Raw genomic sequence first — 12,489 nt, 5'->3', positions numbered from 1 at the left:
AAGTCAGTCTCAACGGTAAACGGTCAGCGCCATGGCGCCGAACAGGCAAACGAACAGGCTCAGGCGCAGCAGCGCCGGGTGCCAGAAGAAGCGGTACAGGTCCAGGCCGCTGATGAAGCGGTCCAGGGCCCAGCCCACGCCCAGGGCAATCAGGAACATCAGGGTCATGGTGGGCATGTACACACCATGAAAGGCTATTTCACGCGGCATGGGTCAGTCCTTGGGCGGGCGCGGCGGCGCCAGCTCGGCGAGCGGTGATTGCGGGTCCAGCAGGCTGCTGCGGATGAAGTGCAGGTAGCTCTGCACCCGGCGCAGCGCCGAGGTATCGAAGTGGCGGGCGAACGGCTCGTCGGTGTCGCGCACGCAATAAATGGCCTGATCTACCGCGGCCAGGCTGCGCTCGAGGTTGGCGCGGCTGGGCTGGATGAACAGGCGGATCAGCGAACGGCCCATCACCCGGATGGCCTGGCGCCACGGCTGCGATTCGGCATAGGCCGGGTGCACGGGCAGAATGGCCTGTTCGCGGCGCAGCTCGATGATGGCATGGCCCACTTCCAGCACCACGAACATCCAGCGCAGCAGGTTGCGCTGCACTTCGGGCTTGCCCGCCGCCAGGCCATAGGCCTGGTTGAGCACGTCACGGGTGCGGCTTTCGAACGCCGAGCCCAGGCCTCGCAATTTGCCGCTGATGGCGAACACCACCTGCTCACGCAGGTTGTGCTCCAGGCGGCTCCACAGCCAGCGGCTGTTGGGCGGCAGGATGATGGCGCCTGCGGCGGCGCAGGCTAGCATGCCCAGGATCATGCCGATGTAGTCGTTGATGAAGGCGTAGGCGTTGTACACCGTGACGTTGTCAGGCACCGAACCGATACTGAAGAAAATCAGCAGGCCCAGGCCGTAACCCGCCCACTGGGGCCGGGAGGCCAGGAAAGCACCGAAGACGATCACCGGGGCCAGCACCATGCACAGCAGCGGAAAACCGTCGATCCACGGGAACACGAAAAAGGTTTCGGCAAACCCCACTACCGCGCCCAGCATGGTCCCGCAGGCCATCTGGAACGACATGCGCTTGGGGTTTGGCGCTGCCGCCGACAGGCCCACCGTGGCCGCGGCCACCAGGGTCATGGTGGCGCCGCTGGGCCAGGCGGTGGCGACCCAGTAGCTGCCCAGCAGGCCCAGTACCGACATCGCGCGCAAGGCAGCGGCGGCCGACACCCACCAGCTGGTCTGGGGCATGAACGGTTCGTCCCACTTTTCCCTGACGTGGCTATGGTCGGCCAACGAGGCGTGGGTCTGAGCGTAACTGAGCAGCTCATCGACAAAGCGGTACAGCAGCTCATAGGCCGTGTGGAAATCCAGCAGATCGTCTTCGCTGGGGGCGCTCTCCACGAAGATTGCCCGCAACCGGCGCACATGGGAGGGCAGTTCCTCCTTGTACAGCGCCATCTGCTCGGCCAGTTGCTTGGCGTCGGCATCGGTGAGCGCACGGCCGGCATAGCCGTCCAGCAACGTGGCCAGTGCCTGCAAGCCAGGCTCGATGGCAGTGACCACCTCGGCGTGGCCGCGGGCGCGGATGCGTTCGAGCAACTGGTGCAGGGCGTTGAAGCGCGTGGTGATAGCCATGAACTCACTGTTCAGGCGGCTGACACGGCCACTGCGCCGACGCATGTGCGGGTCTTCGAAGGCCACCACGCCGCGCAGGCTTTCCAGGCCCACGGCCTCGGAGATGAAGCGCACGTTCGTGCTCTCGAACGCCTCGCGCTGGCTATCGCCGCGCAGGCCACTGGCGACGAAACCGGCGAACACGCCAAAGCGCTGATACAGCGCATTGCGCATCGACGCACTGGCTGACTGCGGCAGGACCGCCGCGCTGACGGCGGTGGAAACGATCAAGCCCAGGGAAATTTCCAGCACCCGCCACATGGCGGCCATGAACGCCCCTTCCGGGTGCGCCAGGGCCGGCAGGCCGATGAAGGCCGCGGTGTAGCCGGCCAGCACAAAGCCATAGCCCTTGAAATTGCGATGGCGTACCGCGCCGGCCGAACAGATGCCAAACCAGATCATCAGGCTGGGCAGGAACAGCACGGTGTTCTGGGCGAACAGCGCGATCAGCGCCACGGTCACCACCGACCCGGCAATGGTGCCCAGGAACCGGTAGAAGCTCTTGGCGAACACGTGGCCGCTTTGCAGTTGCATGACGATGAACACGGTGATCATCGCGGTGCGCGGTTGCGGCAATTCCAGGCGCATCGCCAACCACAGGGTCACGAACGCGGCCAACAGGGTCTTGAAGATGTAGACCCAGGTGACGCCGTCGCTGCGCGCCCATTCGAAGAGGCCACGGCGCCACTGCAATTCACCGAGGCGGCGCAACGGTGCAGACAGAGAAGTCATGTTCGGTCCGTCAGTGGTTGAGGATGGCCAGGGCCGCCGGGGTTTTCGGCGCCACGGTCTGCTGCTCGGTCGGCACGTCATTGCCGGCACCCAGGCCACCGCCCAGGGCGGTCACCAGCTCAGCTTGAGCGGTCAGGCGCGCGGCCTGTACCTGCTGCTGGATTTCCTGCTGGTGGAACAGCTGGGTCTGGGCGTTGAGCACGTTGAGAAAGTCCGTGAGGCCACGCTGGAAGGCTACCTGGGCAATGTCATAGGTTTTCTGCGCCGAGGCCACGGACTGGGCGGCGAACGCCTGCTGCTTGTCCATGGACTCGCGGCGGATCAACTGGTCGGAAATGCTTTTCAGCGCTTCGACCAGGGTCTGGTTGTAATGTGCCACGGCGATGTCGTAGCCGGCCGAAGCCTCACCCAACTGGCTGCGCAGGCGGCCACCGTCGAAAATCGGCAGGCTGACGGCCGGGCCTGCGGTGTAGCTAAGCTTGGAGGCATTGAGAAAGCCGAGCATCGTCCCGCCGGTGGCCATGTAGCCCAAGCTGGCCGTGAGATCGACATTGGGGTAGAAGCCGGCGTGGGCCACGTCGATGCCGCGGGCCTGGGCGGCCACCTGCCAACGGCTGGCGACCACGTCAGGACGCTGGCCCAGCAAGTCGGCCGGCAGAGCCGACGGCAACTTCAGCGGTGCCGCCAGGGCCAGGCTCGGCCGTTGCAGGCGCGCGCCCTCGCCGGGGCCTTTGCCGGCCAGGGCGGCCAGCTGGTTGCGGCTCAGGGCGATCTCTTCATCCAGCGCGTCGATCTGCCGGTGGGTTTCGGGCAGCGGCGTCTGCGCCTGGCTGACCTCGAACTGGGTACCGATGCCATGGGCCAGGCGTTTCTCGGCCAGTTGCAGGATCTGCTCCTGTTGGGCAAGGGTGGCCTCGGCGATGTCGCGCTGGGCGAAATGCAGGGACAACTGGATGTACACCTTGACGATGTTGTTGGTCAGTTCCAATTGGGCCTGCCGCGCCTGGGCCACCCCCATGTGGGCCATGTCCACGGCCTGTTCGGTGGCGTTGCTTTCGCGGCCCCACAGGTCCAGGGAATAGCTCAGGCCGAGCCCGGCGCTGTTGTCCCAGTCGGTCACGCCGCTGAGCTCGCCCGGGCCATAGAAATTATCCGTCGGCCACTTGTGCCGGGTCATCGAGCCCTTGCCATTGACCTGCAGCGATTCAGCCGATTCGGCTACGCCCGCGGCTGCCTTGGCCTGACGCACGCGCGCGGCGGCCATGGCCAGGGTCGGGCTGCCTTGCAGCGCCAGGTCCACCCACTGGTTCAATTGCGCGTCACCATAGGCGCGCCACCATTGGCTGGCTGGCCAATGGGCGTCCTTGGCGGCGGCCTGGATGGCCTCGTCGGTGGCCAGGGTGTTGGCAGACAGGGCCTTGCCCTGTGGGGCAATGCCTCCGGTACCGATGCAGCCGCTGATGGTCAAAGTTAAGGCCAAAACGCTGAAAGCATTCAGCTTTGCAAATAGGCGACGCGGCACAGCTGCTAATTCCTGACTGAAAGAGAGGGGATTACCTTGAGGCGCCGATTCTAGGGGGTGAAACGGGTGCCGATAAGCGGGTATTCGTGCGATTCTTTGTTACGGAAAAAGCGATAATCGGTGTAAAGCCGCGAGACGACAATTGTTACTTCATGCGACAATTTGCCGTCTATTTAGAGAGTGACCCATGGACACCCTGCAAAACATGCGTGCTTTCAGTTGCGTGGCCGAAGCGGGCAGTTTCACTGCCGCCGCCGTGCAGCTCGATACCACCACCGCGAACGTCTCGCGGGCGGTTTCCAACCTTGAAGCGCACCTGCAAACCCGCCTGCTCAACCGCACCACCCGACGCATTGCCCTGACCGAAGCGGGCAAGCGCTACCTGATGCGCTGCGAGCAGATCCTGGCCTACGTCGAAGAGGCCGAGGCCGAGGCCAGCGACGCCCACGCCCGTCCGGCCGGGCAGTTGAAAGTGCACACCATGACCGGCATCGGCATGCACTTCGTCATCGACGCCATCGCCCGTTACCGCAAGACGCACCCGGACGTGACCTTCGACCTCACACTGGCGAACCGCGTGCCCGACCTGCTGGATGAAGGCTATGACGTGTCCATCGTGCTGGCCAGCGAGCTGCCGGACTCGGGTTTCGTGTCCCAGCGCCTGGGCATCACCTACAGCATCGTCTGCGCCTCACCCGAGTACGTGAAGGCCCACGGCGCCGCGCGCAAGCCCAGCGACCTGATGGCCCATGCCTGCCTGCGCTTGATCAGCCCCGTGGTGCAACTGGAAAAATGGCTGTTCGACGGGCCCGAAGGGCAGGAGATGGTCAACATCAGCAACGCACCCTTCCAGGTCAATTCCGCCGACGCCATGAAAAGCGCGATCATCAGCGGCATGGGCGTGGGCGTGTTGCCGATCTACGCGGCCATCGATGGCCTGCGTAACGGCACCCTGGTGCGCATGTTGCCCGACTACCGGTTGCAGGAGCTGAACCTGTACGCCATCTACCCGTCGCGCCAGTACCTGGATGCCAAGATCAAGACCTGGGTGGAATACCTGCGCGGGTCGTTGCCGGACATTCTGGCGGCCCATGAGGCGGACCTGAAGATCCATGAACTGAACATGGCCCTGTGAGGCAGCCCCAGGCGCCAGGTTTCGAGCTTCACGCTGATTGCATTGCAAGTGGGGTCTTGCGACTCGCCACTTGAAGCTTGTAGCTTGCAGCCTGTCGCTTAAACGCTGCCCTCAGGAGAACAAGTCCAATGAAAAAGACCGTACTGGCCTTCAGCCGCATCACCCCACCCATGGTCGAGCGCCTGGAGCAGGACTTCGACGTGATCGTGCCTGATCCGAAAAAGGGCGACATCGCCGCCCAGTTCGATGAAGCCTTGCCCAATGCCCACGGCCTGATCGGCGCCGGTCGCCCCTTGGGCGCCAGGCAACTGGCCAACGCGGCGAACCTGGAAGTGGTGTCCAGCGTATCGGTGGGCTACGACAACTACGACGTGGCCTACTTCAACGAACGCGGCATCATGCTCACCAACACCCCCGACGTGCTCACCGAAAGCACCGCCGACCTGGGCTTTTCGCTGATCATGAGCAGCGCCCGCCGGGTCGCCGAGCTGGACGCCTGGACCAAGGCCGGAGAGTGGAAAGCCACCATCGCCCCCTCCCACTTCGGTACCGACGTGTACGGCAAGACCCTGGGTATCGTCGGCATGGGCAACATTGGCGCGGCCATTGCGCGCCGTGGGCGCCTGGGCTTCAACATGCCCATCCTGTACAGCGGCAACAGCCGCAAGCCGGCCCTGGAACAGGAACTGGGCGCGCAGTTCCGCAGCCTGGACCAGTTGCTGGCCGAAGCTGACTTCGTCTGCCTGGTAGTGCCATTGAGCGAGAAGACCAAGCACCTGATCAGCCGCCGCGAGCTGGCGCTGATGAAGCCGTCGGCCATCCTGGTGAACATCGCCCGCGGGCCGATCGTGGACGAACCGGCGCTGATCGAAGCGCTGCAGAACGGCACTCTCCGCGGTGCCGGCCTGGACGTCTACGAAAAGGAACCCCTGGCCGAATCGCCGCTGTTCCAACTCAAGAATGCGGTGACCCTGCCGCACATCGGTTCGGCCACCTCGGAAACCCGCGAAGCCATGGCCAACCGCGCCATCAGCAACCTGACCGCGGCCTTGAAAGGCCAGCGCCCACAGGACCTGGTGAACCCGCAGACCTTCAAGGGTTGAGTAACGCTGGGCGCCACACCGGCGCCCGGCCCCCTACAGGACCACCCCGAGTATCGGCCCCAGCACCCCGGCGGCACCGGCCAGCCCCACCGCCAGCCGTGGCCGGTACGGCAGCATGAACACCCAGAGCATCACGCTGGCCATGAGCGCGGCGCACCCATGCACCAAGCCCATGCTCCAGCCGTGATCCAGCACCACGGCCAGCCATAACCCCGCCGCCAGCAGCATCCCGCCCACCAGGCGCAGGGCCAGGCTGACACGGGCCTGCGGGGGGCGCCCGACCAGGTCGCGGTAGTGGCGCTCCATGCCCAGGCAGAGGGCAGCGAAGCCCGAATAACACAGCAAGCCGACGACCGCCATCATGTGGGCTCACCCTCCGCGCGCATGGCGACCTTGCGTGCCTTGACGACCGGCACGTTGCGCCACAACTTGTGCACCGCCCAGGCCAGCAGCAGGCCCCAGGCCAGCGCGGCAAGGTCGACGCCCGCCATGGCCCAGTCGCCCTCTATCACTGAGTGGTTCAGGCCCTGGTCGGTGGTCAGGGCATTGAGCAACGGCAACCCGGCGTACAGCAGCGCCGCCAGCCCCAATTGTTCGAGCCACGCCTGACGTGCCGGGCGCAGGGCCGCGTGCAGCGCCGACAATGCCCAGATCCAGAAGAACACTCGCACCTCCAGGCCGCTGCGCCCCGCCAGTTCGAGCGGCAGCAAGCGGTTGGCGTAAAAGAAGCCGATGACCGCCAGCATCAGGCCGCCCATGCTCATCACATTGAGCACTGCCACCAGGCGCAAGTGGAACGGCTGGCGGGCGCTCTTGGCATGTTTGAGCTGGCGCTTGCCCAGCCACATCACCAGGCCGGTGCCGATCATCGCGGTGCCCCCGATACCCGCCAGGAAATACAGCCAGCGCAGCCCCGGCCCGGCGAAGTGGCCCATGTGCATGCCATACAAACCACCGGCGATCATCATGGGCACCGAGCTGACCTGACGATCGAAACGCAGTGCCCCCGAAACGCCGTCATACACGCGCCCATAGCCGATCTGGTGAACGATGCGGTCGCCGCCGTGACGGCCGAACACCACCGAGGCATTGGCGTCGCCGGGGTGGTCCACTTCGATCAGGCCGAGACGACTGCCGGGGGCCTGCTGCTGGAAGTCTCGGTACAGCTCCGACAGGGGTACCAGCGGTGCCGGCTGGTTGGCAGCGGCTGGCACGCCCCTGCTTGGCATCAGGTCATCGTAGATGGCGCTGGTCTGCTTGCCGTACTGGGCCAGGATGTTGCCCGGCAGCAGCATGGTCATGAAAATCACCAGGCTGCTGTAGGTGATCATCAGATGAAACGGCAAGACCAGTACCCCCACGGCATTATGGCCGTCGAGCCACGAACGCTGCCCCTTGCGCGGGCGGAAGGTGAAGAACTCCTTGAAGATCTTCTTGTGGGTGATGATGCCGCTGACCAGGGTCACCAGCATCACCAGCGCGCACAGGCTGGCCAGCCAGCGGCCCCAGGGGTACGGAAGCTGCAATTGATAGTGGAACTGGTAAAAGAACTCACCCCCCATGGACGACCGCGCCGCCGCAAGCTGGCCACTGGCGGCGTCCAGGAGCTGGTTGGCGAAGCGCCCGGACGGTTCTTGGTACATGACCTGGATATACGGCTGGCGCTCATCCGGCAGGTTCATGTACCAGGTCTTCGCCCCCGCGGCGTGCTGCTCCAGGTAGCGCTGGGCCTTGTCCAGGGCCGCCGCGTCGTCCAGTGGATGGAGGACGATTTCCGGGTGGGTCCAGTGGTTGACCTCGTCCTTGAAGTAACTCAGCGTACCGGTCAGAAAGATGGCGAACAGCAGCCAGCCGAACACCAGCCCGGCCCAGGTGTGCAGCCAGGCCATGGCCTGACGAAAGCCCTCTTTCATCAGTGGCGCCCCCACAACAGCAAGCCATTGAGCGCCGCCAGCACCAGGCTCGGCACCAGCAGCCCCAACCAGGCACGCCAGGCCGAATGGCAGGCGAAGCACCACAGCACCGCCACCACGTACACCAGGAACGACAGCATCATGCCGCTGATCATCGCCTCGCCACGCGCCAGGGGTACGAGCGCGGCCAGGCTGATGCCCGTCAACGAGGCAAGCAGATACCCGCCCAGGGCCGCGGCGACGATGCGCGAGCAGACCCCGAGGCGGTAGACGACCGGCAGACCGACGGAGGTGGTTTTCATGAAGGTGGCAGGCTCGAAGGCTGGAACACAATGACTCGATATTAATGATAAATATTCTCATGCGCAAAGCAAAGCGCATCCGCTCCTACGAAACGATCGGCGGTGGCTGAAATAAACCCGCGCCTTGATCCAATAGGTTGCAAAATATTTATCTTCACCGGGGGGTTGAATTGTTCGTCCAACTGCCCGACCTTGTAATCAAGAGGCGCTGATTTCCACCCTCGGCGCATCTCTTGCGAGCTAGCTGAATAAGGGATGAACTATGCAAATCCAAGTCAATAGCGACAACCATATTCAAAGCAGCATTCGACTGGAGGAGTGGGTACGCAGTACCGTAGAGAGCACGCTCGACCGTTTCGAAGAAGACCTCACGCGCATCGAGGTTCACCTGGCCGATGAAAACGGCGACAAGCCCGGCCCCCACGACAAGCGCTGCCAGATGGAAGCGCGGCCAAAAGGCCACCAACCGATTTCCGTGACCCACAAGGCCGCCACGCTGGATCAGGCAGTGGAAGGGGCCGCCAGCAAATTGCACAACGCCCTTGAGCACTTGTTCGGCAAGCTGCGCAGCAAGCGTGCGGTCAATAGCCAGAATGGTGCGACAGGCGAGGCCGATGCCCTGTTACAGGAAGAATTCCTGGAAAACGAACAGGCCTTGAACAGCTAAACACATGCTGCAACAAAAGAAGGCGAGCCAAAGGCTCGCCTTTTTCATGCTCAAACCGCTTGCAGCAGCGGACCTGGCCGCGTCCCAGACACCGCGCGCCCTCCCAGCCCGCCCCACCCCCGTCCGCACACACGCCCGCGCACGCGAAGTTTCCCAGGCGGCGGCATGGCGCTTGCACTGACCCATGTGGCCCGGGTTGTCGAACTAACACGCCCCAACCCAGTCAATTGATGCAGGTCTTATATTTTCAGGTGACGCACCATGGAAAACCCCTTTCAAGTGATCAGTGATGCCTTTCAGCCCGAGTACCGGGTCAACCTCAGCATCGAGCGTCTGGACGGCAGCATCATGCTGACCCTGTCCAATGAAACCGGGGTCGTGGCTAAACGCATGATCAGCGCCGCCCAGCGCAATGACCCCAAGCGGGTCAAACGCCTGATCGACAGCATCAAGTTCGGCATTGCCATCGAGCAGGGGCACAGCGCCATGGCAATCCTCGCCGCCATGACCGACGGCGATGCCTTGAAGCTGCCCACCCCCCCGGCCAAGGGCTGGCTGAGCGATAAACCGGGCCTGCAAGTGGGTATCTGACCCTCTCGTTTTTTCATTGCCAAACGTTGCAACGTTCGCCGGTTCATGATGAGGTTCGCCCTGCGAACCCATCATGGACAGCATCACGGCAATGGATTTTTCCTCGCGCATTCCCAGTTGGGCGGAGATCGAGCGTAATCTGAACCACCGGTTCAGCGATTTCCACCACACCCTTGATCACGGCTTGAGCAGCGCCAGCAGCGGCCTGCACGCCACCTGGAATGGCGTCAGCCAGCGCCTGGAACACGGCGCCAGCCATGTCTATGCGCAATTGGGCGGCCAACGAATAGAAGTAGTGCGCCAGGCACTGCAACAATCCTACCCGCTCATCCGTCACGACCTCACTCATCGCTGGGCCAGCCTCCACATCGAGGACATTGTCGATGTACTGCTCGACCTGGTGAAACAGGTTGTACTCATCCTGGGTTGCAGCGTGACGCTGGGCAGCATTGCCGGCGGTGTGGCCGGCGGCGTACTGGGCGCAGGCGTAGGCGCCGCCCCAGGTGCGGCAGCCGGCGCCGGTATCGGCCTGGAAATAGGCAATCTGATTTTGCTGGGGCTGGGCTTGTCGGCGATTGCCGAGTACTTCTACGACGGCCTTCCCGCCTGCCTGGAAACCCTGCAGAACGGCATCGTCACCGCCTGGCGGGTGGACAACAAGACCAGTGGTAGCCGGCTGGAACCCGGCGGCGGCCACGCCAGCACGCGCCAGGCACGCATCAACCAGGCCGCCCGCGAGCTGGCCCGCGGCCAGGAACAACTGGTCATGCTGCTGTTGACCGCGATCGTTACTTACCTGACACGCGGGCAGGTCAAGGGCGCCCTTGCCAGCAGCGCCGAAGGCATCGCAGCCCGTTCGGCGCTGCTGCAACAACAGATCAGCGAGCGCCGCCTGGCCGACTGGCTGGCGCGCAATGAACAGCAACTGCTGGCAGAGCGTTCACTGCAACCGCGCACCAGCGCCCCGGTCAAGCAGGCCGAAGAGCCCATCCGCCTGCAACCCAAGGCCGAGACGGCCAAGCCGGTGGAGCCGCTACCACCGACCGCCGAGCCGGCGAAACCGCAGTTGTCGCGCCGCGAATACCTCAACCAGCGCTACCAGCGCACCGGTGACATCAACCGCGACATCAACATCCGCGCCAATCGCGAAGTGGCGGCCAACTTCTTCAAGGAGCAGGGCTATAGCGCCAGGGATGCCGCCTCATACATGAATGGCCTGGACTTCGACTACCCCGTGCAGGTGCAGACATTCAACAGCAGCAAGAACCTGTGGCAATATCAGTCACCCGGCGCCCCGCAAGGCAACTGGTACTCCCTGAGCCCCACGGTGCAACCCACGCAGTTGGGCATCAACCCCATGGGTACCAACCGCGCCCTGAACATCATCGAGCCCAAGGTGCTCAACAGCTACCAGACCGCCGACAAGATACAGGTGCTGCGCAGCACCTCGGCCAAAGTCATCGACACCTGGTCCGTGAAGGGCCAGCCCTTCCCGGCCGAGGGTGGCGCGCAGCAGCTGTTCTCCAACCAGAAAACCCTGTTCAACCCAGGAAGCCCATGACCGCCCTAGACTTCATCGACAAAGCCATCGCCATCGCCCAGGACCGCTATCGCCGCATCCCGGCTTTCGAGGTCTATGCATCGGCCCTCGACCAGCTTTACTTCATCAAGGCCATCCTGGAAAAGCGTGAAACGGACAAGGCACGCCTGCATGACCTCACCCTGGGCGCCATAGCGGTCAAGGAGTTCGAGGAAACCGACCCCGAACTGTGCGAAGCGCTCAAGGATGCGTTCTATATCGCGGATCAGATAGCCCGGGGCCTCAAGGTGCAGTTGCCTTAAGTCTCACCTTTCTCTTCGGTCAAAGCCCCCTTCACCGTGGCGTCCGGGTCCGGCACCTTGGCCGAGGGGAAGCGCGACGAGGCATAGCGCACCACCAGGATGGCAAACGCCAGGAGCAGGATCGCGCCGGAGAGGTAAACCACACCCAGGTCCGCAGGCCCGTGGTGGGACACGTCGGAGATCAGCAGGCGCGTCAGCGCGGTGATGGCCACGTAGATCAGAAAGCGCACGGGCATGTGGTTGGTCTTGAAATAGATACCCACCATGGCCCCCAGCTCCAGGTAGATGAACAGCAACAGGATGTCATCGACCGTGATGTTGCCCTTCTCCATCATGCCCAGAAACGCCATCACCGCCGCCCAGGCCGTGATACCGCCAATGGCGAACAACGCCAGGTAGTGAAAGCTCTCGACCAGCAGGTTGCCCAGCGACCCGGCCAGGTGGTGGACATTCTTGCGCATGGCATCAGCCCAATTGTTTTTCACGGTACAGGTTCCTTGACTCGTGGGTAACGGATGCTTTCATCTACAGGCACACCCACGCCATGCAGGTAAAAGGCCAGGTCATTGTGCATCAGCGGCCTGGCCTTGCAGTGACGGCAATTTGTCTCACCCTGTCACAAAGCTCCAGGTAAATTGCCACTATCCAGCGGCAACGAAATCCCTTATCCTTTCACTGTATAAACAAACAGTAGTCGTAACCGACAACTATCGTAAAGGCATGTGAGGTGGTGAATGGCCGTCGAAGTGGTATACCGCAGCAGCCGAGATCTGGAGCGTTTGTTCATGGATAAAGCCGAAGCTGACCGTCATGACAAAATGCTCGAGCTGGCTGAACTGCTCGCAGAAGTCCTGAAAAAGGCCGTCCCGTCCCTGAGTGAGCAGCAGGTTGAAGACGCGGGCATCTACATGGCCAAGAACCGCGATGTGTTCGCCAAGGCGTTCAAGAGCCAGCCGGATGCGCTGAACGAGCTGATCAGCGGCGAAGGCGCCGAATAACGGCCAGGGCCTGTAACAGCGG

14 protein-coding genes are annotated in these 12,489 nt (G+C 63.3%); 7 read left to right on the top strand and 7 right to left on the bottom strand.

The features are described from left to right. Positions 1-9: 9 nt before the first annotated feature. The 3 genes from HWQ56_RS04965 to HWQ56_RS04955 are packed head-to-tail and all read right to left on the bottom strand — an operon-like array spanning position 10 to position 3,916. Positions 10-210 (bottom strand): DUF1656 domain-containing protein, encoded by a 201-nt coding sequence (locus HWQ56_RS04965; protein ID WP_158153778.1) that lies wholly within the window; start codon positions 208-210, stop codon positions 10-12. Positions 211-213: 3 nt separating this feature from the next. Then, a complete protein-coding gene (locus HWQ56_RS04960; RefSeq protein ID WP_176569931.1) occupies positions 214-2,394 on the bottom strand; it encodes an FUSC family protein in 2,181 nt (726 codons plus the stop codon). A 10-nt stretch (positions 2,395-2,404) separates the two neighbouring features. Continuing rightward, entirely contained in the window at positions 2,405-3,916 is a 1,512-nt protein-coding gene (locus HWQ56_RS04955; RefSeq protein ID WP_176569930.1) for an efflux transporter outer membrane subunit, read from the bottom strand. Between the two features lie 187 nt (positions 3,917-4,103). Between HWQ56_RS04955 and HWQ56_RS04950 the strand changes: the two genes are divergently transcribed. After that, entirely contained in the window at positions 4,104-5,051 is a 948-nt protein-coding gene (locus tag HWQ56_RS04950; protein ID WP_158153781.1) for a LysR family transcriptional regulator, read from the top strand. Positions 5,052-5,179: 128 nt separating this feature from the next. After that, the gene (locus HWQ56_RS04945) at positions 5,180-6,154 is read left to right on the top strand and encodes a 2-hydroxyacid dehydrogenase (RefSeq protein ID WP_158153782.1); all 975 of its coding nucleotides are present in this window, start codon (positions 5,180-5,182) and stop codon (positions 6,152-6,154) included. A 33-nt stretch (positions 6,155-6,187) separates the two neighbouring features. Here HWQ56_RS04945 and HWQ56_RS04940 read toward each other — a convergent pair whose 3' ends face one another. From HWQ56_RS04940 to HWQ56_RS04930, 3 genes are read right to left on the bottom strand one after another with little or no spacing between them, the layout of a single operon-like run. Next, positions 6,188-6,517: a DUF3325 domain-containing protein gene (locus HWQ56_RS04940; RefSeq protein ID WP_425331933.1), complete on the bottom strand. Its 330-nt coding sequence runs from the start codon at positions 6,515-6,517 to the stop codon at positions 6,188-6,190. After that, positions 6,514-8,067, bottom strand: coding sequence for a PepSY-associated TM helix domain-containing protein (locus HWQ56_RS04935; protein ID WP_176569929.1), 1,554 nt, complete (start codon positions 8,065-8,067; stop codon positions 6,514-6,516). Before HWQ56_RS04935 ends, HWQ56_RS04940 begins: the two co-directional genes overlap by 4 nt. Beyond that, entirely contained in the window at positions 8,067-8,369 is a 303-nt protein-coding gene (locus HWQ56_RS04930) for a DUF3649 domain-containing protein (protein WP_158153784.1), read from the bottom strand. Before HWQ56_RS04930 ends, HWQ56_RS04935 begins: the two co-directional genes overlap by 1 nt. A 262-nt stretch (positions 8,370-8,631) precedes the next feature. On the opposite strand from HWQ56_RS04930, the gene HWQ56_RS04925 reads away from it, so the two are divergent. The 4 genes from HWQ56_RS04925 (at position 8,632) to HWQ56_RS04910 (ending at position 11,469) form a co-directional block, all read left to right on the top strand. Continuing rightward, positions 8,632-9,036, top strand: a complete 405-nt coding sequence (locus HWQ56_RS04925) for an HPF/RaiA family ribosome-associated protein (RefSeq protein ID WP_158153785.1) — start codon at positions 8,632-8,634, stop codon at positions 9,034-9,036. A 261-nt stretch (positions 9,037-9,297) separates the two neighbouring features. After that, complete coding sequence (locus HWQ56_RS04920; protein WP_158154562.1) at positions 9,298-9,627, top strand: DUF3509 domain-containing protein; 330 nt, start codon at positions 9,298-9,300, stop codon at positions 9,625-9,627. A gap of 73 nt (positions 9,628-9,700) precedes the next feature. Next, a complete protein-coding gene (locus HWQ56_RS29210; RefSeq protein ID WP_280634419.1) occupies positions 9,701-11,188 on the top strand; it encodes a polymorphic toxin type 46 domain-containing protein in 1,488 nt (495 codons plus the stop codon). Further along, the gene (locus HWQ56_RS04910) at positions 11,185-11,469 is read left to right on the top strand and encodes an immunity protein Tsi6 family protein (protein WP_158154561.1); all 285 of its coding nucleotides are present in this window, start codon (positions 11,185-11,187) and stop codon (positions 11,467-11,469) included. Before HWQ56_RS29210 ends, HWQ56_RS04910 begins: the two co-directional genes overlap by 4 nt. Here HWQ56_RS04910 and HWQ56_RS04905 read toward each other — a convergent pair. Further along, positions 11,466-11,954 (bottom strand): phosphate-starvation-inducible protein PsiE, encoded by a 489-nt coding sequence (locus HWQ56_RS04905; RefSeq protein ID WP_176569928.1) that lies wholly within the window; start codon positions 11,952-11,954, stop codon positions 11,466-11,468. The genes HWQ56_RS04910 and HWQ56_RS04905 overlap by 4 nt on opposite strands. Positions 11,955-12,203: 249 nt before the next feature. On the opposite strand from HWQ56_RS04905, the gene HWQ56_RS04900 reads away from it, so the two are divergent. After that, a complete protein-coding gene (locus HWQ56_RS04900; RefSeq protein ID WP_158154560.1) occupies positions 12,204-12,467 on the top strand; it encodes a YebG family protein in 264 nt (87 codons plus the stop codon). Positions 12,468-12,489 lie beyond the last annotated feature (22 nt).

It is taken from the genome of Pseudomonas eucalypticola, from assembly GCF_013374995.1.
GTDB lineage: Bacteria > Pseudomonadota > Gammaproteobacteria > Pseudomonadales > Pseudomonadaceae > Aquipseudomonas > Aquipseudomonas eucalypticola.
The sequence above is the reverse complement of the archived record's forward strand: the minus strand, read 5'-3'. Positions and strand labels throughout refer to the sequence as shown.

Coding starts and splice junctions, on each gene's coding strand:
- HWQ56_RS04965 (WP_158153778.1), bottom strand. CDS start 210: ATGCCGCGTGAAATAGCCTTTCATGGTGTGTACATGCCCACCATGACC.
- HWQ56_RS04960 (WP_176569931.1), bottom strand. CDS start 2,394: ATGACTTCTCTGTCTGCACCGTTGCGCCGCCTCGGTGAATTGCAGTGG.
- HWQ56_RS04950 (WP_158153781.1), top strand. CDS start 4,104: ATGGACACCCTGCAAAACATGCGTGCTTTCAGTTGCGTGGCCGAAGCG.
- HWQ56_RS04945 (WP_158153782.1), top strand. CDS start 5,180: ATGAAAAAGACCGTACTGGCCTTCAGCCGCATCACCCCACCCATGGTC.
- HWQ56_RS04940 (WP_425331933.1), bottom strand. CDS start 6,517: ATGATGGCGGTCGTCGGCTTGCTGTGTTATTCGGGCTTCGCTGCCCTC.
- HWQ56_RS04935 (WP_176569929.1), bottom strand. CDS start 8,067: ATGAAAGAGGGCTTTCGTCAGGCCATGGCCTGGCTGCACACCTGGGCC.
- HWQ56_RS04930 (WP_158153784.1), bottom strand. CDS start 8,369: ATGAAAACCACCTCCGTCGGTCTGCCGGTCGTCTACCGCCTCGGGGTC.
- HWQ56_RS04925 (WP_158153785.1), top strand. CDS start 8,632: ATGCAAATCCAAGTCAATAGCGACAACCATATTCAAAGCAGCATTCGA.
- HWQ56_RS04920 (WP_158154562.1), top strand. CDS start 9,298: ATGGAAAACCCCTTTCAAGTGATCAGTGATGCCTTTCAGCCCGAGTAC.
- HWQ56_RS29210 (WP_280634419.1), top strand. CDS start 9,701: ATGGACAGCATCACGGCAATGGATTTTTCCTCGCGCATTCCCAGTTGG.
- HWQ56_RS04910 (WP_158154561.1), top strand. CDS start 11,185: ATGACCGCCCTAGACTTCATCGACAAAGCCATCGCCATCGCCCAGGAC.
- HWQ56_RS04900 (WP_158154560.1), top strand. CDS start 12,204: ATGGCCGTCGAAGTGGTATACCGCAGCAGCCGAGATCTGGAGCGTTTG.